At 72.5% G+C, this 17181-nt stretch carries 19 protein-coding genes; 8 read left to right on the top strand and 11 right to left on the bottom strand.

Annotation, left to right across the window (positions count from 1 at the left end):
• Window positions 1-46: 46 nt before the first annotated feature.
• The 4 genes from OHA81_RS20430 to OHA81_RS20415 all read right to left on the bottom strand — a co-directional run bounded on the left by OHA81_RS20430 (window position 47) and on the right by OHA81_RS20415 (window position 3053).
• Complete coding sequence (locus OHA81_RS20430) at window positions 47-451, bottom strand: (deoxy)nucleoside triphosphate pyrophosphohydrolase (protein WP_329197956.1); 405 nt, start codon at window positions 449-451, stop codon at window positions 47-49.
• A 98-nt stretch (window positions 452-549) separates the two neighbouring features.
• The gene (locus OHA81_RS20425) at window positions 550-744 is read right to left on the bottom strand and encodes an SPOR domain-containing protein (protein ID WP_329197954.1); all 195 of its coding nucleotides are present in this window, start codon (window positions 742-744) and stop codon (window positions 550-552) included.
• A gap of 236 nt (window positions 745-980) precedes the next feature.
• The gene (locus tag OHA81_RS20420) at window positions 981-1733 is read right to left on the bottom strand and encodes a GntR family transcriptional regulator (protein WP_329197952.1); all 753 of its coding nucleotides are present in this window, start codon (window positions 1731-1733) and stop codon (window positions 981-983) included.
• A gap of 141 nt (window positions 1734-1874) precedes the next feature.
• A complete protein-coding gene (locus OHA81_RS20415; protein ID WP_329197950.1) occupies window positions 1875-3053 on the bottom strand; it encodes a DUF4190 domain-containing protein in 1179 nt (392 codons plus the stop codon).
• A gap of 116 nt (window positions 3054-3169) precedes the next feature.
• Between OHA81_RS20415 and OHA81_RS20410 the strand changes: the two genes are divergently transcribed.
• The 3 genes from OHA81_RS20410 (at window position 3170) to OHA81_RS20400 (ending at window position 6217) form a co-directional block, all read left to right on the top strand.
• Window positions 3170-4276, top strand: coding sequence for a pyridoxal-phosphate dependent enzyme (locus OHA81_RS20410; RefSeq protein ID WP_329197949.1), 1107 nt, complete (start codon window positions 3170-3172; stop codon window positions 4274-4276).
• Window positions 4277-4483: 207 nt separating this feature from the next.
• Window positions 4484-5293 carry an isocitrate lyase/PEP mutase family protein gene (locus tag OHA81_RS20405; protein ID WP_329197948.1) on the top strand — a complete coding sequence of 270 codons (810 nt, stop codon included), beginning with the start codon at window positions 4484-4486 and terminating at the stop codon, window positions 5291-5293.
• A 30-nt stretch (window positions 5294-5323) separates the two neighbouring features.
• Window positions 5324-6217, top strand: a complete 894-nt coding sequence (locus tag OHA81_RS20400; RefSeq protein ID WP_329197946.1) for an EamA family transporter — start codon at window positions 5324-5326, stop codon at window positions 6215-6217.
• 8 nt (window positions 6218-6225) lie between these two features.
• On the opposite strand, the gene OHA81_RS20395 is transcribed toward OHA81_RS20400, so the two are convergent.
• The 4 genes from OHA81_RS20395 to OHA81_RS20380 all read right to left on the bottom strand — a co-directional run bounded on the left by OHA81_RS20395 (window position 6226) and on the right by OHA81_RS20380 (window position 10166).
• A complete protein-coding gene (locus tag OHA81_RS20395) occupies window positions 6226-7008 on the bottom strand; it encodes a trypsin-like serine peptidase (RefSeq protein WP_329197945.1) in 783 nt (260 codons plus the stop codon).
• Between the two features lie 8 nt (window positions 7009-7016).
• Entirely contained in the window at window positions 7017-8153 is a 1137-nt protein-coding gene (locus OHA81_RS20390; RefSeq protein ID WP_329197943.1) for an alpha/beta hydrolase, read from the bottom strand.
• A 257-nt stretch (window positions 8154-8410) separates the two neighbouring features.
• A complete protein-coding gene (locus OHA81_RS20385) occupies window positions 8411-9565 on the bottom strand; it encodes an alpha/beta hydrolase-fold protein (protein WP_443056594.1) in 1155 nt (384 codons plus the stop codon).
• Window positions 9566-9728: 163 nt separating this feature from the next.
• Window positions 9729-10166: a MarR family winged helix-turn-helix transcriptional regulator gene (locus OHA81_RS20380; protein ID WP_329197941.1), complete on the bottom strand. Its 438-nt coding sequence runs from the start codon at window positions 10164-10166 to the stop codon at window positions 9729-9731.
• Between the two features lie 95 nt (window positions 10167-10261).
• On the opposite strand from OHA81_RS20380, the gene OHA81_RS20375 reads away from it, so the two are divergent.
• The 3 genes from OHA81_RS20375 to OHA81_RS20365 all read left to right on the top strand — a co-directional run bounded on the left by OHA81_RS20375 (window position 10262) and on the right by OHA81_RS20365 (window position 11894).
• The gene (locus OHA81_RS20375; protein WP_329197939.1) at window positions 10262-11287 is read left to right on the top strand and encodes an SMP-30/gluconolactonase/LRE family protein; all 1026 of its coding nucleotides are present in this window, start codon (window positions 10262-10264) and stop codon (window positions 11285-11287) included.
• A gap of 81 nt (window positions 11288-11368) precedes the next feature.
• A complete protein-coding gene (locus OHA81_RS20370; protein WP_329197937.1) occupies window positions 11369-11638 on the top strand; it encodes a type II toxin-antitoxin system Phd/YefM family antitoxin in 270 nt (89 codons plus the stop codon).
• The gene (locus OHA81_RS20365) at window positions 11631-11894 is read left to right on the top strand and encodes a type II toxin-antitoxin system RelE family toxin (protein ID WP_329197935.1); all 264 of its coding nucleotides are present in this window, start codon (window positions 11631-11633) and stop codon (window positions 11892-11894) included. The genes OHA81_RS20370 and OHA81_RS20365 overlap by 8 nt, the downstream gene beginning before the upstream one ends.
• Window positions 11895-12028: 134 nt before the next feature.
• Here OHA81_RS20365 and ychF read toward each other — a convergent pair whose 3' ends face one another.
• On the bottom strand, window positions 12029-13117 hold the full coding sequence (ychF, locus tag OHA81_RS20360) for a redox-regulated ATPase YchF (protein ID WP_329197933.1): 1089 nt from the start codon (window positions 13115-13117) through the stop codon (window positions 12029-12031).
• Between the two features lie 135 nt (window positions 13118-13252).
• On the opposite strand from ychF, the gene OHA81_RS20355 reads away from it, so the two are divergent.
• Window positions 13253-13753 carry a DUF6542 domain-containing protein gene (locus OHA81_RS20355; RefSeq protein ID WP_443056593.1) on the top strand — a complete coding sequence of 167 codons (501 nt, stop codon included), beginning with the start codon at window positions 13253-13255 and terminating at the stop codon, window positions 13751-13753.
• 21 nt (window positions 13754-13774) lie between these two features.
• Here the strand turns inward: OHA81_RS20355 and ppgK are convergent, their stop codons facing one another.
• Together ppgK and OHA81_RS20345 are read right to left on the bottom strand one after the other, a co-directional pair.
• Window positions 13775-14518 (bottom strand): polyphosphate--glucose phosphotransferase, encoded by a 744-nt coding sequence (gene ppgK, locus OHA81_RS20350; protein ID WP_329197932.1) that lies wholly within the window; start codon window positions 14516-14518, stop codon window positions 13775-13777.
• 33 nt (window positions 14519-14551) lie between these two features.
• On the bottom strand, window positions 14552-15592 hold the full coding sequence (locus OHA81_RS20345) for a 4-hydroxy-3-methylbut-2-enyl diphosphate reductase (RefSeq protein WP_329197930.1): 1041 nt from the start codon (window positions 15590-15592) through the stop codon (window positions 14552-14554).
• 86 nt (window positions 15593-15678) lie between these two features.
• Here OHA81_RS20345 and OHA81_RS20340 point away from each other — a divergent pair, with 86 nt between their 5' ends.
• Window positions 15679-17178 carry an APC family permease gene (locus OHA81_RS20340; protein ID WP_329197928.1) on the top strand — a complete coding sequence of 500 codons (1500 nt, stop codon included), beginning with the start codon at window positions 15679-15681 and terminating at the stop codon, window positions 17176-17178.
• The last annotated feature ends 3 nt before the right edge of the window (window positions 17179-17181 follow it).

Below are 17181 nucleotides of genomic sequence, written 5' to 3'. Positions count from 1 at the left end.
CGAGCCGCCGTGCGCCCCTCGGCGAAGGAAAGCCCCCGAAGTGCCCTCAGTCGCGCCCGCGCAGGGACAGGCGGCGGCCGGCTTCCGCGACGGCCGGGCGGTCCTGGTCGAGCCAGTCCACACAGTCCAGCTCGTCCGGGCCCAGCCAGCGCAGTTCGTCGTGGTCCTCCAGTGGCGCCGGCACCCCCGACAGCAGCCGGGCCGTCCACACGTGCAGGACCAGGCCGGGCCCGAGCGGCCACTCGCCCGGGATCCGCTCCAGCGCCTCGGTCTCCACGCCGAGCTCCTCGCGCAGTTCGCGCACCAGCGCCTCGGGGACCGACTCGCCCGGTTCGGTCTTCCCGCCCGGGAGTTCCCACCGGCCGGCCACCTCGGGGGGCGCGCTGCGCCGGGCCGCCAGCAGGCGCCCGTCATGACAAAGGGCTCCGCCCACGACCACGCGTACAGTCATGGGCCGAGCCTATGCCAGTGCGCCGGCGGGGCCGGCGCCCGGTTGGTCACTCGGTTCCTCGCTCGCTCCGTCGTTCGGTCCGTCGCTCAGTTGGCCACTCAGTTCGTCGTCGCGGTCTTGGTGTCCTGACCGACCCGCTCGACCCAGTAGAGCTGCTTGTGTCCTCGGTCTTCGAGACTGTCGGCGACCTTCTGGGCCTCGGCCTCGGAGGCGTACCGGCCCACCCGGTAGCGGTTGCCGTTGTCGTCCTGACGTATGACCAGCCATGAGAGCAGGGCACCGCTGTCGTTCATCGCGTTTCACCCTCCGCCGATGTGCCTGCCCGGGAAACCGCATTGCGCATATGCCGGAGCCTACGCCCGACCTTTACTGAGCGGATACGGTTTTTCACGAAGAGGCACCTGGCAGGCGTACGCATCCGGCCACGCGTGCGAACACACCGTGCGTACACCGGCGCACATCCAGTGCCGCGGGGTCACACGGCGCACCACCCGGCGGGCGTCGCGCGCAGCGCGAGCCGGTCCGCCGGCTACCGCACGGGCAGGTGGTAGGCCAGCCGGTAACGGTCCGCCGGAACGACCACGTCGGCGGTCTCGACGGCCAGCCCGGAGGCGTAGTAGGTGCGGCTCACCACCAGGACCACGTGCCCCGGGACGCCGCCCAGCAGGGAGATCTCCTCCGCGAGGCCCGGGCGCGCCCCGACCTCCTCCACCACGTTGTCCACGACGACGTCGATCGCGGCCATCCGCTCCACCACCCCGGACCCGGCCAGCGGCCCCTCCTCGGGCAGCATCACCGGGGTCCGGCCGGTCACGGCCAGGGGCTCCCAGGAGGTGGAGAGCATCATCGCCTCCCCCGCGTCGCGGAAGACGTACCGCGTCCGCATCACCCTGTCCCCCGGCGCGACGCCCAGCCGCTTGGCGATCTCCGGCGGGGCGTCGGCCTGATCGCTGTTCGACTCCCACGTGCCGCGGGCCGCCGCGTCCGCCTGCTCCTGGCGGAACGGCGTGGACGGGCCGCCGGTGCGGTAGCCGGAGCGGGCGACCCGGCGCGGCACGGGCTGTTCGCGCACGTACGTACCGGAGCCGGAGCGGCCCTCCACGAGCCCCTCCGCCATGAGCACCTTGCGTGCCTCCAGCGCCACGGTGTCGGACACCCCGTACTCCTCGCGGATGCGGGCCTGCGAGGGGAGCCGGGCGTGCGGGGGCAGGGACCCATCGACGATCTTCCGTCGCAGATCACCGGCGACGCGCAGATAGGCCGGCTGCTCACCGAAAGTCACTGGCCACTCCCATCAGGTTGACAGACAGCTACAGCCTGGCAACCGATGGTTGTGCGCCGCAACCAAGGGCCAGAGTTTCACCCGAAGTGATGAAGGCAGGTCACTCAAACCCATTACCGTGCGTGACTCACCGACGCGCCGTCACACGCGCTCGGCCGACGGACCCTTCGCGGGACCGCCGCCACCCTGGCCACCCGGACCGCCCGGGCCCGACCGCAGCCACTGCGGAACCTCCGTCGAGAGTCCGTACGCCCCGCGCAACGCCTTCTCCGAGTCGATCGTGACCGCCTCCACCGCCCGGTCCCACGCCTCCTCGAACTGGTCCGGGGTCGTCGCCGCCGCCGCCCGCCGCCACTCCTTGCGCGCCGCCTCGACCTCCCTGAGCCGCGCGGCCGCCGCGGCCGCCCCCTCGGGGCGCGCAGACGGGACGGCGCCCAGCATCCGCGACTCCTCCCCCAGCGCCGCCTCGACCTCCCGCGCCCAGATCCGGTACTGCGCGAACGCGCCGTCGACGTCCTCCTCGGGCTCGCGCCCCACCGCCTGGTCGGCCGCGTTCATCGCCCGCAGGAACGTCACCTGGTCCGGCCTCAGGGCCCCCTCGTCCTTGCGCAGGCTGCCCCGGTGCTCCCGGGACGAGGTGCCTATGACGCACACCAGCCGCCGGTCGCCGAGCCGCCACGCCTCGCGCGAGGGGGCGAAGTAGTACATCTCGGCGTAAGCGGGCACCGCCCAGCTGTCCATGGCGTACGCGTCCTGCGCCTTCCAGCACGCGGCCGTGGCCTGCTCCTTGAGCCGCTCCGCACCGGGGAAGGAGCCGTCCTTCATGGGGCCCGAGGACGTCACCTCCGCGTGGTGCACGCCCGCGCAGGGCGTCCGGTAGGCGACCGCGCGCCCGGCGAGCAGGTCGCCGCCGGGGACGTTGAAGCAGTCGCCGGGCCGCAGGGCGTCCATGTCAGTCAGCCGGCCCTCGACGTGCGCGCGGGCACTCTGCGCGCCCAGGCGCCGGAAGAAGGGGTCGGCGTACCGGCCCGTGGCGTAGACCAGGACCGCGCTCATCAGCAGGGACACCACCAGGCCCACCACGGCCAGCGCCTTGCCGCGGTCGCCCTTGCGCGCGATCTGTACCAGCGCGACGACGGCGAAGACCACGCCCAGCGGCGGCAGGCAGAGCAGCCCGACCGGCAGCGAGGCGGCGGCGAAGCCGTTGAGGGCGGGCGGCAGCGGGGCCGCCGCGGGCGAGCCCCACACCGAGGGAGGGGACGGCGGGGGCCAGTGGTGGCCCGGACCGGTGGGCGGGAACGGTGGGGGCGGAGTGGTCACGGGGGGCGGTGCTCCATACACAAGGGCGCGCGGGGTGCGAACGAATGCGCGCATCGTACGAGGCAGGGGCGGCTCGTTCGCCGGTGGGGCCGGGCGCGGACACGTAACATCCGCACATGACCCACGAACTGCCGGGCTACGTATGCCCCTTGGACGGAACGCGGGCGGACGTGGCGACCGCGCGGTGGTGCTGCCCGGCGTGCGGCGGCCCCTGGGACCTCGACTTCACGCCGGACCCGGCCGCGCCGCTGGAACCGGCGGCCGGTCCCTGGTCGTTGTGGCGGTACGCGCCCGTGCTGCCGCTTTCCGGGGAGGTCCCCGTCTCGCTCGGCGAGGGGCACACCCCGCTGGTGCCGCTGACGGACCGGATCCGGGCCAAGCTCGACTTCCTGATGCCGACGCTGTCCTTCAAGGACCGGGGCACGGTGATGCTGGTGGAACTGGCCCGCAGGCTCGGGCCCGAGCGGGTGGTCGCGGACAGCAGCGGCAACGCGGGGACGGCGTTCGCGGCGTACTGCGCGCGGGCCGGGCTGCCCTGTGAGGTCTTCGTGCCGGAAGGCACCGCGGAGAAGAAGACCGAGCGGATGCGGGCCCACGGCGCGGCCGTCCGGGTCGTGCCGGGCGGGCGCGAGGCGGCGGCGCGGGCGGCGCGGGAGGCCGCCGACGAGCCGGGGGTCTTCTACGCGAGCCACGTCTTCAACCCGTACTTCCTGCACGGGACGAAGACGTACGTGTACGAGGTCTGGGAGGAGCTCGGGGGCCGGCTCCCCGAGGTGCTGGTGGTGCCTGTGGGCAACGGCACGCTGCTGCTGGGCGCGGCGCTGGCGGCGGAGGAACTGGCGCGGCGCGGGGTACGGCCGCCGGCGCTGATCGGCGTCCAGGCGGAGGCGGTGGCCCCGCTGGCGGCGGCGTTCGCTGCGGGCGCGCAGGACGCGGAGCCGGTGGCGCAGCGGCCGACCCTGGCGGAGGGCATCGCGATCCCGGCCCCGCCGCGGGCGCGGCAGATCCTGGCAGCGGTCCGCCGGTCGGGCGGCGCCATCGTGACGGTCCCGGACGACCGCCTCCGCGCGGCGCGCGCCGACCTCGCCCGGCGCGGTCTCTCGGTCGAGCCCACAGCTGCCGCCTGCTGGGCGGCGGTCGCCCCCTCCTCACCCGCCGACCTCCTCCGCTCCCGCACGGCGGTCCTCCCCCTGTGCGGAGCAGCCACCTCCGGGCCGGCCTAGGCCCCACCTCCGCTTGAGGCGCGAGCGACCCAGGCCCGCCCGACACCGCACCTCGCCGCGGTGTCGGGGGCGCCGGGGTCCGAAAACCCGGGGTCCGAACCCGGTCCGGCCCGGGCCGCCCCGCGCAGCGGTGGCGCACCCCGGCAGCCGCACGACCGCGTCGGAAAATGGCCAGCCCCACCACCCCCCTTCTGGTGGACTGACCCCATGACAGCCACCCGCGCCACCGCCGCCGCGTTCGCCGCTCTGCACACCCCCGCCCGCCCCCTGGCCCTCGCCAACGCCTGGGACGTCGCCAGCGCCCGCCTCGTCGAGGCCGCCGGGGCCGCCGCCGTGGCCACCACCAGCGCCGGCGTCGCCTGGTCCCTCGGCGCGCCCGACGGCGACGCCCTCGCCCGCGACCGCGCGCTCGACCTCATCGCCCGCGTGGCCGCCGCCGTCTCCGTGCCCGTCACCGCCGACATCGAGGGCGGCTTCGCCGCCGACCCCGCCGGCGTCGGCGAGACCGTCACCGGGGTCCTGGCCGCCGGCGCGGTGGGGATCAACATCGAGGACGGCAACCGCGCCCCCGCCGACCACGCCGCCCGCATCGCCGCCGCCCGCGCCGCCGCGGAGGCCGCCGGGATCCCCCTCTTCATCAACGCCCGCGTGGACACGTACCTCTTCGGCCTCGGCGAACCGCACACCCGCCTCGACGAGACCCTCGCCCGCGCCGCCGCCTACCTCCGCGCCGGCGCCTCCGGCATCTTCGTCCCGGGCGTCACCGACCCCTCCACCATCGCGGAACTCGCCAAGGGCATCGACGCCCCGCTCAACGTCCTCGTCGGCCCCGGCGCCCCGGCCGTCGCCGAACTCGGCGCCCTCGGCGCGGCCCGCGTCAGCCTCGGGTCCGGGGTGGCCGAGGCCGCGTACGCCGTCGTCCGCCGCGCCACCGAGGAGCTGCTCACCGCCGGAACCTACGAGACGCTCGGCGGCTCCCTCCCATACGGCGAGCTGAACGCCCTGCTCAAGGGCTGACCCCCGGGCGCACCACCGTAGGCTCCTGACGTGCGCACATCGAAGATCTCCGGCTCGGTCTGGATCGCCCTCACCCTCGTGTACGTCCTGTGGGGCTCGACCTACCTCGCCATCCGCATCGTCGTGCAGACGATGCCCCCGTTCCTCTCGGCCGGGGCCCGGTTCATCACGGCCGGGCTCCTGCTGGCCGCGATCGTCGCCTGGCGCTTCGGACCGTCCGCGCTCCGCGTCACCCGCGCGCAGCTCGGTTCGGCGGCGCTGGTGGGCCTGCTGCTGGTCCTCGGCGGCAACGGCCTGGTGGTGCTCGGCGAGACCTCGGTCCCGTCCGGCCTCGCCGCCCTCCTGATCGCCGCCGTGCCGGTGTGGCTCGTGGTGCTGCGGGCGGCCACCGGGGACCGGCCGCCGGTGCGCACCGTGGCCGGGGTGCTGCTGGGACTGGCCGGTCTGGCGGTGCTGACCAGTCCCGCGTTCGGCGGCGAGGTACGTCTGTCGGGGGTGCTGCTGGTGCTGACCGCCTCGGTGCTGTGGGCGCTCGGCTCGTTCTCCTCCTCCAAGCTGTCGCTGCCCGCCAATCCGTTCGCGGGCAGTGCGTACCAGATGCTCGCGGGCGGGATCGGCGGCGTCCTCACCGGTGTCGCCCGGGGCGAGCTGCACGCCCTGCGCCCGTCGGAGTTCTCCACCGCCTCGTGGCTGGCGCTCGGCTACCTCGTGGTCTTCGGCTCGCTCGTCGCCTTCACCTCGTACGTGTGGCTGCTGAGCTCGGCGCCGCTGTCGCTGGTGGCCACGTACGCCTACGTCAATCCGGTCGTCGCCGTCGCGCTGGGCTCGCTGATCCTGGACGAGCCGCTGACCTGGCCGATCGTGACAGGCGGGGCGATCGTGGTGGCGGGAGTGGGTCTGATCGTGAGCACCGAACGCGGCTGAGGGGCCGGTCAGCCGCGCGCCGCCCGGTCGTACAGGGCCTTCGCCCGTTCGTCGAAGAGCGCGGCCGTGGAGTCCACGTCCGTGTCGCCGCCGCTGAGCACCCCGATCAGCCGTCCCGGCCGCCCGGGGCCGCCCCGGTCGGCGATCCAGGGGCTGCCGCTGGTACCCGTCCAGAATCCCGAGCAGCTGATGTACAGCATGGCGGGGTCGTCCTCGTCGTGGCGGGTCTGCGTCGTGCAGGAGACCGGCTTGTTCTGCGGGTTGCGGTCGGCCTCCGGGTAACCGACGACGGTGACCTCCCTCTCGTACCCGGAGGTCCAGTCGGGCTTCGGCACCTCGTCGCGTCCGACCCGGTCCTGCAGGCTGCGGCCGTCCTCGTCGGGCTCGACGGTGAGGAAGGCGAAGTCGGCGGTCTCGTCGCCCCACTTCGTCCAGCGGTCGTCGACGTGGATGGACCGCACCTTCCACAGCCCGAGGGGCCGGGTGCCCGCGCCCGCGCCGGAGAAGGCGGGCGCGAAGGCGAGCTCACCGATGGCGAGGCCGTCGTGCGCGACCTCACCCGGCTGTCCGTCCTCGCCGGCGGGGGCCACGCAGTGCGCGGCGGTGGCGACGACGTTGCCCTTGGGGCTGTCGACCACGCTGGCCGTGCACCAGTGCTCCCCGTTGGCCATCAGGACCCCGACGGTGGGGAAGGGGTGCACCGCCCGGTCGCCCGTCGCCTCGACGAACGCGACGCCGAACACCGCCGCGATCCCGGCGGCGGCCAGCGCGGCGACGACGCGTCCCCTCACCGCCGGGCTCACGGCACGTCGGGGTCTGGGGTCGGGGCGAGCATCACCTTGCTGATCCACTCCAACGAACCCTCCCGCATGCCGCGCACGTACGACTTGCCATTGTGCTCGCCATCCTGGATCACCTGGAGCCGGGTGTGCACGGGGCCCTTCCCGTACTGCCGCATGAACTTCTCGGCGAGGTCGCGGCCGCTCTCCTTGGTGCCGATCTGGAAGTTGACGTAGACGTCCGGGCCGCCCTCCCCGATCAGCTGCTCGGCGAGCTTCTCGGGGTTGTTCTCGTCCATGGCCCTCCGGTTCCCCTTCCACAGCGGGGAGTCGGGGACGAAGTCCACGCCGCTCGCGATGACGGCCTTGAAGCGGTCGGGGTATTTGAGGACGTGCTTGAAGGCGCCGAAGCCGCCCGAGGAGGAGCCCATGAAGGCCCAGCCGTCGCGGGAGGTGAAGGTGCGGAAATTGGCCTTGGTGAAGTCCGGGACGTCATCGGCCATCCAGGTGCCCATCTTGGGCTGGCCGGGGATGTCGGAGCCGTCGTAGTGGTGCTTGGTGTCGGCGTTGATCACCGGCATGACCAGGATGAACGGCAGGCTGGTGCCGGCCTTCACCCCGTCGGCGACGGCCTGCTGGAGGCCGAGGCCCGGGCCGGTACCCCAGTAGTTGGTGGGGTAGCCGCGGCCGCCGGGCAGCGAGATCAGGACCGGGAAGGCGCTCTTGGCGTACCTCGGCTCGTCGTACTCCTTCGGGACCCACACCCACACGTCGCCGGTGAAGCCGGACTTCGCCCCGGTCAGGGTGGTCTTGGCGATCTGGGTGCCGTCGGGCAGCCGGGCGGCGCGCACGAACGCGGCCTTCGGGCCGGTGGGCATGCGGACCCCCTTGGGCATGTCCACGGTGGCCGCGGCGGTCTCCTGCGTCTTGCCGAACGCGACCGGTTCGCCCACGCCCGAGAAGAAGCCGGTCTTGTACGCCGCCACGCCGCCCCCGGCGACGAGGGCGAGGGCGAGGCCGCCGCCGAGGAGGATCAGCCGACGGCGCCGGCCGGTCGTTCCGCTCGTTGTGGCCGCTCCCGGAGCCGCACCCGTGGTCGCACCCGGAGCCGCACCCGTGGTCGTCGGGCCGGCGTCGCCTTGCTGGTCTTGCTGCACGGATATTTTCCCGTTCCTTCTCCGGCGCTCGTCGCGAGCGCGGGTCGGACCGATAGGTCCCCCTCACACCCCTGACAGAGGTGTGAACGACGCTATGGGTTGCCCGGGACGGGTGCGACGTGGTGAGAGCCACGCGGGGGACGGACGCCCCCGCGCGGGCCGGGGTGCCGGCGCAGGGCCGCCAGACCGCCCCGGGAACCGGCGCGGCAGCCGTTTGCGCAGGTGGGGGGCAGTGGAGCGGACGTACGACCAGCCGACTAGCCCGCTGCGGGCTGGGGGCCCTTCAACACCTTGCTGATCCACTCCAGGGAGCTCTCCTTCATCCCCCTGACGTAATGCCAGCCGTTGTGTTCGCCGTTCTGGATGTCGTGGATGGTCGTCTTCACCGGGCCCGTGCCGAACTCGCGCTGGAAGCGCAGCATCCGGTCCTTGCCGGTCTCCTTCGTTCCGACCTGGAAGTTGATGTAGACGTCCGGCCCGTTGCTGTCGATCAGCTTCTGGGCGAGCTTCTCCGGGTTGTTCTCGTCCATCTCCCTCTGGTGGCCCTTCCAGAGCGGGGAGTCGGGAACTATCTCCCCGCCACTGGCTATCACGGCCTTGAACCGGTCCGGGTGCTGGAGCACCTGCTTCATGCCGACGAAGCCGCCCGAGGAGGAGCCCATGAAGGCCCAGCCGTCGCGGGACTTGTACGTACGGAAGTTGGCGCGGGTGAAGTCCGGGACGTCCTCGGCGAGCCAGGTGCCCATCTTCGGCTGGCCGGGGATGTCCGAGCCGTCGTAGTAGTACTTGTTGTCCGGGTTGAGCACCGGCATGATCAGGATGAACGGCAGGCTGGTACCGGCGGCCACCCCTTCCTCGACCGCCTTCTGGAGGCCGAGGCTGCGGTCGGACCAGTAGTTGGCCGGGAAGCCGTTGCCGCCGGGCAGCGAGATCAGGACCGGGAAGGCGCTCTTGGCGTACTTCGGGTCGCCGTACTCCTTGGGCGTCCAGACCCAGACGTCGCCCTCGAACCCGGACTTGGCGCCCGCGAGGCGCGTCTTGGCGATGACCGTCCCGTCGTCCAGCTTGGCGGTCTGCTTGAACTCGGACCGCGGGCCGGTCTCCATGAGGACGTCCGGGTCGCCGGTGGGCGCCGCCGGGGCGGACGGGGCCGACGGTGCCTGCGGCTGCGGGCTCTGCCGCGCCTTGCCGTCGCCGTGCGCGGCCCCGGCCGGCGGGGCGGTCCTGCCGGAGGTGACGGCCCGACCGTTGCCCGAGAACCACTCGGCCTTCCAGGCGGCGAAGCCGCCGCCCCCGAGGAGCAGCACGGCCGCGAGACCGGAACTGATCCATACGGCGCGACGGGACCGCTCGGGCGCGGGGCCGTCGGCGGCCGAGTCCCGGGACCGCGGGCTTCGTGGGTACAGGGGCACGGTCTTCGCTCCGAACGCTGAACGGGGTGGGGCTTGCCCGGGGTGCCCTGGGGCTCCGTGGGCTTGCCCGGGCATGCCCGGGCTTCCCTAGTGCTGATGTACGAATCCTGCCGGGAGTTCCCGACCCGGCCAAAAGCCGGGGACCAGCACCCCGCCGACCGCCTCACTTCAAGGCGTCGAGGACCTGTGCGCACCGCCCCAGCAGCTCGATGAGCCGCTCCCGCTCCTCAGCGCTGAACTCGGCCGCCAACGCCCGCTCCACCCGCACCGCGCCGGCGTCCGCCAGCTCCATCGCGGCCCGGCCCTGCTCGGTGAGCCGGGTCTCCAGCACGTTGCCGTGCCACTCGTGCGGCCTGCGCTCGATGAACCCGCGTTCCTGGAGGTTCTTGAGCACGGTGTTCATCGTCGGCGGCGTCACCCCGCACAGGCGCGAGAGCGCGGCGGCGGAGATGCCCGGCTTCTCGGCGAGCCAGAGCAGGGCGGCGTACTGGGGAACCGTTACCGCGGCCGGCTTGCACGCCGTGTTCTTCGCCGCGAGGAGCGCTTGCTCGGCGCGCTTGAGGTGCGAGCCGATGCGCTCCTGGGCGGGCATGGACGTCATCCCCACATCCTAGGCTCCTTGCACTCATTAGAGCTCTAACTTACATTCGACCTCACATCATCAAACGAGCTCACACTGAACGAGGACGTGTCCAGATGCGCTTCTCCGCCCTAACCACCTCTCGTACCACTTCTCGAATCACCTCCCGGGCCACCTCCCGGGCCATCCCCCTCGCCGCCGCCCTCGCCGCGGTCCTCACCCTGGGCGCCGCCCCTGCCGACGCGACCACCGCGCCCCGGCTCTCCACCGCCTTCGTCCTGCCCGGCGCCAAGGTCTACCCCGAGGGCATCACCTCCGACCCCCGCACCGGCACGGTCTACGTCGGCTCGTACGCGGACGGCACCGTCTACCGCGCCCGCCCCGGCCAGGACACGGCCGAGGTCTTCCTCCCGGCCGGGACCGACGGCCGCCACACCGCGAACGGCCTCTCCGTGGACGCCCACGGCCGGCTGTGGGTCACCGACTCCACCAACGGCGTCGCGGTGTACGACACCCGCACCGGGTCCCGCCTCGCCCGGTTCGGCATCCCGGGCGGCGCGCCGTCCTTCGTCAACGACCTCGCGCTGACCCCGGACGGCACGGCCTACCTCACCGACAGCCTCCGCGCGGCGGTCTACCGCGTCACCCCGGCGCAGCTGGCCGCCGGCTCCGGCGTGCTGGAGGTGGCGTACGACCTGAGCGGCGGGATCACCCCGCCACCGGGGGGCGGTGTCTTCCTGAACGGCATCGTCGCCGACCCGGCGGGCCGCTTCCTGCTGACCGTCGACATGACCGCCGGCGACCTCCACCGCATCGACCTCCGCACGGGCGCCCTGTCCCGCGTCACCCTCCGCGGCGGCGACCTCAAGCACGGGGACGGCCTCCAGCTCTCCCCCGGCGGCGTCCTGCGCGTGGCCCACAACACCACCAACACCCTGACCCGCTGGCAGCTCACCCCGAGCGGCACCGCCGCCCGCCTCACCCGCACCCTGACGGACCCGGCCCTGCAGATCCCCACCACCCTCACCCACACCCCGGGCCGCACCCTGGTGGTCCGCTCCCAGTTCGACAAGGACGGCCCCATGACCCCCTCCACCGGCACCCCCACCACCTTCACGGTGGCCTCCGTCCGCGGCCTCTGACCCGAAGCCCCCACCGCACCAAAGGCGGCGGAGGACCGAGAGCCGTTGTGTACACATGAGACACTCGGTACGCTTGTGCGCATGACGCAGCCGCTGCCCATAGAGTCCATCCGCGACGTACGCGCACACCTGGCAGAGGTGGTGGAGCGCGCAGACCGCGACGACGTGCCCACGGTCATCACGCGCCGGGGCAAGGAGGTCGCCGCCGTCGTCTCCATCGAGGTGCTGCGCAAGTACCAGGAGTGGGAAGAGCGCGAGATCAACCGGATCATCGACGAGCGCATGGCCAACCCGGCCCCCGGCATCCCGATCGAGCACATCATGAGGGAGAGTCTGGCGCGCGGTGAGTGAGTACCGAACCGTCTTCCGCCCCGAGGCGCAGGCCGAGCTTCGGAAGATCCCTCGCGACATGGCGCTCCGCATCCTGGCCAAGCTGACCGAGCTGGAGACCGACCCTCTCGGCTTCGACACCACCGCACTCGTGTCCCAGCCAGAGCGACGCCGTCTGCGCGTCGGCGACTACCGCGTCGTCTACACGCTCGACGACGGAGAGCTGGTGGCGTGGGCCGTTCATGGGGGACACCGATCCACCGCCTACGGGACCTGATTGCCGCTGATCTCCCGTCAGAACATCCGGCACCCACCCCACACGGTGACGACGAAGGGGTCGGACTCGACAGAGTCCGACCCCTTCTGACCTGCCTGTTTGCCACGTCAGCGACGTGGCGTCACTTCATCCGCTCAGACGTTGAAGCGGAACTCCACCACGTCGCCGTCCTGCATGATGTAGTCCTTGCCCTCCATGCGGGCCTTGCCCTTGGCGCGGGCTTCGGTGACCGAGCCGCATTCCACCAGGTCGGCGAAGGAGATGACCTCCGCCTTGATGAAGCCGCGCTGGAAGTCGGTGTGGATGACGCCGGCCGCCTCGGGGGCGGTGGCGCCCTTCTTGATGGTCCAGGCGCGGGTTTCCTTCGGGCCGGCCGTCAGGTAGGTCTGGAGGCCCAGGGTGTCGAAGCCGACGCGGCCGAGGGTGGCGAGGCCGGGCTCGTCCTGGCCGACCGACTGGAGGAGCTCCAGGGCCTCCTCGTCGTCCAGCTCCGAGAGGTCCTGCTCCAGCTTCGCGTTCAGGAAGATGGCCTCGGCCGGGGCGACCAGGGCGGACTGCTCCGCCTTGAAGGCGTCGTCCGTCAGCTCGTCCTCGTCGACGTTGAAGACGTACAGGAACGGCTTGGTGGTCAGCAGGTGCAGCTCGTGGAGGAGGTCGCCCTTCTCCGTGCCCTTGGTGATGCCCTTCGAGAAGAGGGTGTCGCCGGCTTCGAGGATCTTCTGCGCCTCGGTGACCGCAGCGAGGACGGCGACCTTCTCCTTCTGGAGGCGGGACTCCTTCGTCAGGCGCGGCACCGCCTTCTCGATCGACTGGAGGTCGGCGAGGATCAGCTCGGTGTTGATCGTCTCGATGTCGTCCTTGGGCGAGACCTTGCCGTCGACGTGGACGACGTTCTCGTCCTTGAAGGCACGGATGACTTGGCAGATCGCGTCCGACTCGCGGATGTTCGCGAGGAACTTGTTGCCGAGGCCCTCACCCTCCGACGCGCCGCGCACGATGCCCGCGATGTCGACGAAGTCGACCGTCGCCGGGAGGACCTTCTGCGAGCCGAAGATGCCCGCGAGGACGGCCAGACGCGCATCCGGGACACCGACGACGCCGACGTTCGGCTCGATGGTGGCGAACGGGTAGTTGGCCGCCAGCACGTCGTTCTTGGTCAGGGCGTTGAACAGGGTCGACTTGCCGACATTCGGCAGGCCGACGATTCCGATCGTGAGCGACACGTTGGCGACTTCCCGTAGCTGGAGGGGGCGGCGGCCCGGGGATGGGCCACCTGACAGTTTACTTTCCGCTGAGTGGCACTCGATGTACGCGTGTCCAGGGCGCCCCGGAGGGCCCCTCCCGCCTAGTTTGGTGGCGTGGAGCCATACAGGGTGGAGCAGTACAGCAGCGGCCGGCGGTACGGGACGAAGCGCCCCGTGCGCCGGCCCCGGACGTCCCCGCCGCCGGGGCCGACGCCCGTACGACGGCTGCCCCGGCCCCGGCTGACCGGGCTCGGCGGGGGGCTCTTCGCCTGTGCCGCGATGGTGTTGGTCGGCGGGATCGACTGGCTGCTGTTCGGCTCCTCGCTGTTCGCCTACGGGCTGCTCTTCCTGCCCGTCGCCGCCTCGACCGCGCTCTGGGTCCGCCCGGCGGACCTGATCACCGCGCCGGTGTCCGTGCCGATCGCGTTCGCCGTCGGGGTCTGGCCCGTCTCGGGGGGCTCGGGCGGCTTCGGCGGGGAGCTGATGGGCATCGTGTCGGCCCTGTCCCTGCACGCCGGCTGGCTGTACGCGGGCACCGTGGTCGCCGCGCTGATCGCGCTGGTGCGCAAGGCCGCGCTGATCGGGAAGCGGAGGCTGCCCAGGCGCACGGCCTAGGCAACCGCCCCCGGTACCGGCCTACCCCGCCGGGCGGGCCGCCATCGCCGCGCCGACGATGCCCGCGTTGTTCTGCAGCTGCGCCGGGACGATCTCCGCCCGGATGCCCTCGATCAGCGGGAGGAACTTCTCGGGCTTGCGGCTGACGCCGCCGCCGATGATGAACAGCTGCGGCGAGAACAGCATCTCCACGTGGGCCAGGTACTTCTGTACCCGCCGCGCCCAGCGCTCCCAGGTCATGTCGGCGTCCTCCTTGGCCTTGACCGAGGCCCGCTTCTCCGCGTCGTGCCCGTGCAGCTCCAGGTGCCCCAGCTCGGTGTTCGCCACCAGCCGGCCGTCCGTGAAGAGGGCGCTGCCGATGCCCGTGCCCAGCGTCAGCAGGATGACGGTGCCGTCGCGGCCGCGGCCGGCCCCGTACGTCATCTCCGCGACCCCGGCCGCGTCCGCGTCGTTCAGCACCGTGACCGGGCGCCCGCCCAGCCGGCTCGCGAGCAGGCCCTCCGTGTCCATGCCGACCCAGGCGGGGTCCATGTTGGCCGCGGTGCGCGTGACGCCGTCCGTGACGACGCCGGGGAAGGTGACGCCGACCGGGCCGTCCCACTCGAAGTGGCGGACGACCTCGACCACGACGTCGGCCACCCCCTCGGGGGTGGCCGGGTGCGGTGTCGCAAGTTTGAGGCGCTCGTGCACCGGCTCGCCGCGGTCCAGGTCCACGGGAGCGCCCTTGATGCCGGTTCCGCCGATGTCCACGCCGAAGATCTCCATGGGACCACCGTAGAGAACGGCGCGGCCCGTGGCCTACTCGTCGGCGGTGCCCGTGTTCCCCGCGGCCCCGCCGCGTCCGGCGATCAGCTCGGCGGCCTCGGCGCGAAGATCACGTCGCAGCTCCTTCGGCAGCGAGAAGACGATCGACTCCTCGGCCGTCTTGACGATCTCCACGTCCCCGTAGCCGCGCTGGGCCAGCCACTCCAGCACCTCCTCGACCAGCACCTCCGGCACCGAGGCGCCCGAGGTCAGACCGACCGTGGTGACGCCCTCCAGCCATGCCTCGTCGATCTCGCTCGCGAAGTCCACGAGGTACGCGGCGCCCGCGCCCGCGTCCAGGGCGACCTCGACGAGGCGGATGGAGTTCGAGGAGTTCTTGGAGCCGACGACGATGACCAGGTCGGAGTCGGCGCCCATCTGCTTGACGGCGGCCTGCCGGTTGGAGGTGGCGTAGCAGATGTCGTCGCTCGGCGGCGAGACCAGCAGCGGGAACTTGGTCTTGAGCGCGTCGACCGTCTCCATCGTCTCGTCCACCGAGAGGGTGGTCTGCGACAGCCAGACGACCTTCGACTCGTCCCGGACGGTGACCTTCTCCACGTCGTGCGGACCGTCCACGATCGTGATGTGGTCGGGGGCCTCGCCGGAGGTGCCGATGACCTCCTCGTGGCCCTCGTGGCCGATGAGGAGGATGTCGAAGTCCTCGTTGGCGTAGCGGATGGCTTCCTTGTGCACCTTGGTGACCAGCGGGCAGGTCGCGTCGATCGTCGCGAGCTTGCCGCGCGCCGCCTCCTCGTGGACCACGGGGGCCACGCCGTGCGCGGAGAACATGACGATGGAGCCCTCGGGGACCTCCTCCGTCCGCTCGACGAAGATGGCGCCCTTCTTCTCCAGCGTCTGCACCACGTACTTGTTGTGCACGATCTCGTGGCGTACGTAGACCGGCGCGCCGTACTGCTCAAGGGCTTTCTCGACGGCGATCACGGCTCGGTCGACACCCGCGCAGTAGCCGCGCGGGGCGGCGAGCAGGACGCGGCGGGAAGCGGGAGCAGGGGCGGGAGCAGTCATGTGCTCCATCGTACGGGGGTCTCCGGCAGGCCGGTCGTCGCCCGTTCGGCACAGACTGGGTCGCACGTACGTACCGGCTATCCCCCGGAGGAACGATGGCGTCCGCGACGGACACCCCCACCGCGCCCGCCGCCCTGCGGCGGACCCTCGGCTTCCGGGACCTGGTCGTCTACGGGCTGCTCTTCATCGCGCCGATGGCGCCGGTCGGAATCTTCGGGACGCTCGACGCGAAGTCGCACGGCGCGGTCGCCCTGGTCTACGTCGCCGCGACCGTGGCGATGGCCTTCACCGCCTCCTCCTACGCCCAGATGGTGCGGGTGGCGCCGCGTGCCGGGTCGGTGTTCACGTACGCCCGCCGGGGGCTGGGCGAGGGGCCGGGGCTGATCGCCGGATGGATGGCGATGCTGGACTACCTGCTGATCCCGGCGGTCGCCTACCTCTTCTCCGGCATCGCGATGAACGCCCTGGTCCCGGAGGTGTCCCGGTGGATGTGGACGGCGCTGGCGGTGGTGGTGACCACCCTGCTGAACCTGTGGGGCGTACGGGCGGCCGCGCGCGTCGGCTTCGCCGTGCTGGCGATGGAGATCCTGGTGCTGCTGGTGTTCGTGGTGGCGGCGGTGACCGTGCTGGCCGAGGGCGGTGAGCGGCGCGGCTGGCTGTCCCCGCTGACGGGTGACGGCTCCTTGGGGTTCTCGGTGGCGGCCGTGCTGGGCGCGGTGTCGGTCGCGGTCCTGTCGTACCTGGGCTTCGACGCCATCGCGTCCTTCGCGGAGGAGGTGACCGGGGGCTCCGAACGGGTCGCGCGGGCGGTGCTGTTCTGTCTGGCGCTCGCCGGGGTGCTGTTCCTGGTGCAGAGCTACCTGGCGGCGCTGCTGATGCCCGTGTCCTCGGCGGAGCTGGCGGCCGACCCGTCGCTCCAGGGGGCCGCGTTCTACACCGCGGTGGAGTCGGCGGCCGGGACCTGGCTGCACGACCTGGTCGCGGCGAGCAAGGCGATCGGGGCGGCGTTCGCGGCGCTGGCGGGGCAGGCGGCGGCGGGCCGGCTGGTCTTCGCGATGGCCCGGGAGCGGCGGCTGCCGCGGGTGCTGGCGGGGACCTCGGACGGGACGCCCCGGGCGGCCCTGCTGGTGGCGGCGACGGTGACGCTGGTGGCGGCGGTGTGGGCGGCCCGGCGCGACGACGGCCTGGACCAGCTGGTGTCGGTGGTGGACATCGGGGCGCTGGTGGCGTTCACCCTGCTGCACGCCTCGGTAGTGGGATGGTTCGTCGTACGGCGCGGGTCCGGGGCCCCGAACTGGTGGCTGCACCTGGTGGTCCCGGTGCTGGGGGCGGCGGTGACCGTCGCGGTGATCGTGGAGGCGGCCTGGACGGCGCAGCTGGTGGGGGCCGTGTGGCTGGTGGTGGGGCTGGGGGTGCTGCTGGCCCAGCGGGGCCGGCGCGCGCGGGAGCGGGCGGCCGGCCCCGGCGCCCGCACGGGTACCGGCCTCGATAACACGGGTACCGGCCCGGGCGACACGGGTACCGGCCCCGGCTACACGGGTACCAGCCCCGGCGCGGGTACCGGTCCGGGCCCGGGTGTCGGTCCTGGCGGCTAGCCT

Origin of the sequence: Streptomyces sp. NBC_00667, assembly GCF_036226825.1 — a bacterium.
Classification (GTDB): Bacteria; Actinomycetota; Actinomycetes; order Streptomycetales; family Streptomycetaceae; genus Streptomyces.
Note: the sequence above shows the minus strand (reverse complement) of the source record. Positions and strands in the feature narration are given on the sequence as shown.

What these genes read in the sequence shown, in the direction of transcription:
- OHA81_RS20430 (WP_329197956.1), bottom strand. Translation starts at nt 451, where the DNA reads ATGACTGTACGCGTGGTCGTGGGCGGAGCCCTTTGTCATGACGGGCGC.
- OHA81_RS20425 (WP_329197954.1), bottom strand. Translation starts at nt 744, where the DNA reads ATGAACGACAGCGGTGCCCTGCTCTCATGGCTGGTCATACGTCAGGAC.
- OHA81_RS20410 (WP_329197949.1), top strand. Translation starts at nt 3,170, where the DNA reads ATGACCCACGAACTGCCGGGCTACGTATGCCCCTTGGACGGAACGCGG.
- OHA81_RS20405 (WP_329197948.1), top strand. Translation starts at nt 4,484, where the DNA reads ATGACAGCCACCCGCGCCACCGCCGCCGCGTTCGCCGCTCTGCACACC.
- OHA81_RS20380 (WP_329197941.1), bottom strand. Translation starts at nt 10,166, where the DNA reads ATGACGTCCATGCCCGCCCAGGAGCGCATCGGCTCGCACCTCAAGCGC.
- OHA81_RS20375 (WP_329197939.1), top strand. Translation starts at nt 10,262, where the DNA reads ATGCGCTTCTCCGCCCTAACCACCTCTCGTACCACTTCTCGAATCACC.
- OHA81_RS20370 (WP_329197937.1), top strand. Translation starts at nt 11,369, where the DNA reads ATGACGCAGCCGCTGCCCATAGAGTCCATCCGCGACGTACGCGCACAC.
- ppgK (WP_329197932.1), bottom strand. Translation starts at nt 14,518, where the DNA reads ATGGAGATCTTCGGCGTGGACATCGGCGGAACCGGCATCAAGGGCGCT.
- OHA81_RS20345 (WP_329197930.1), bottom strand. Translation starts at nt 15,592, where the DNA reads ATGGAGCACATGACTGCTCCCGCCCCTGCTCCCGCTTCCCGCCGCGTC.
- OHA81_RS20340 (WP_329197928.1), top strand. Translation starts at nt 15,679, where the DNA reads ATGGCGTCCGCGACGGACACCCCCACCGCGCCCGCCGCCCTGCGGCGG.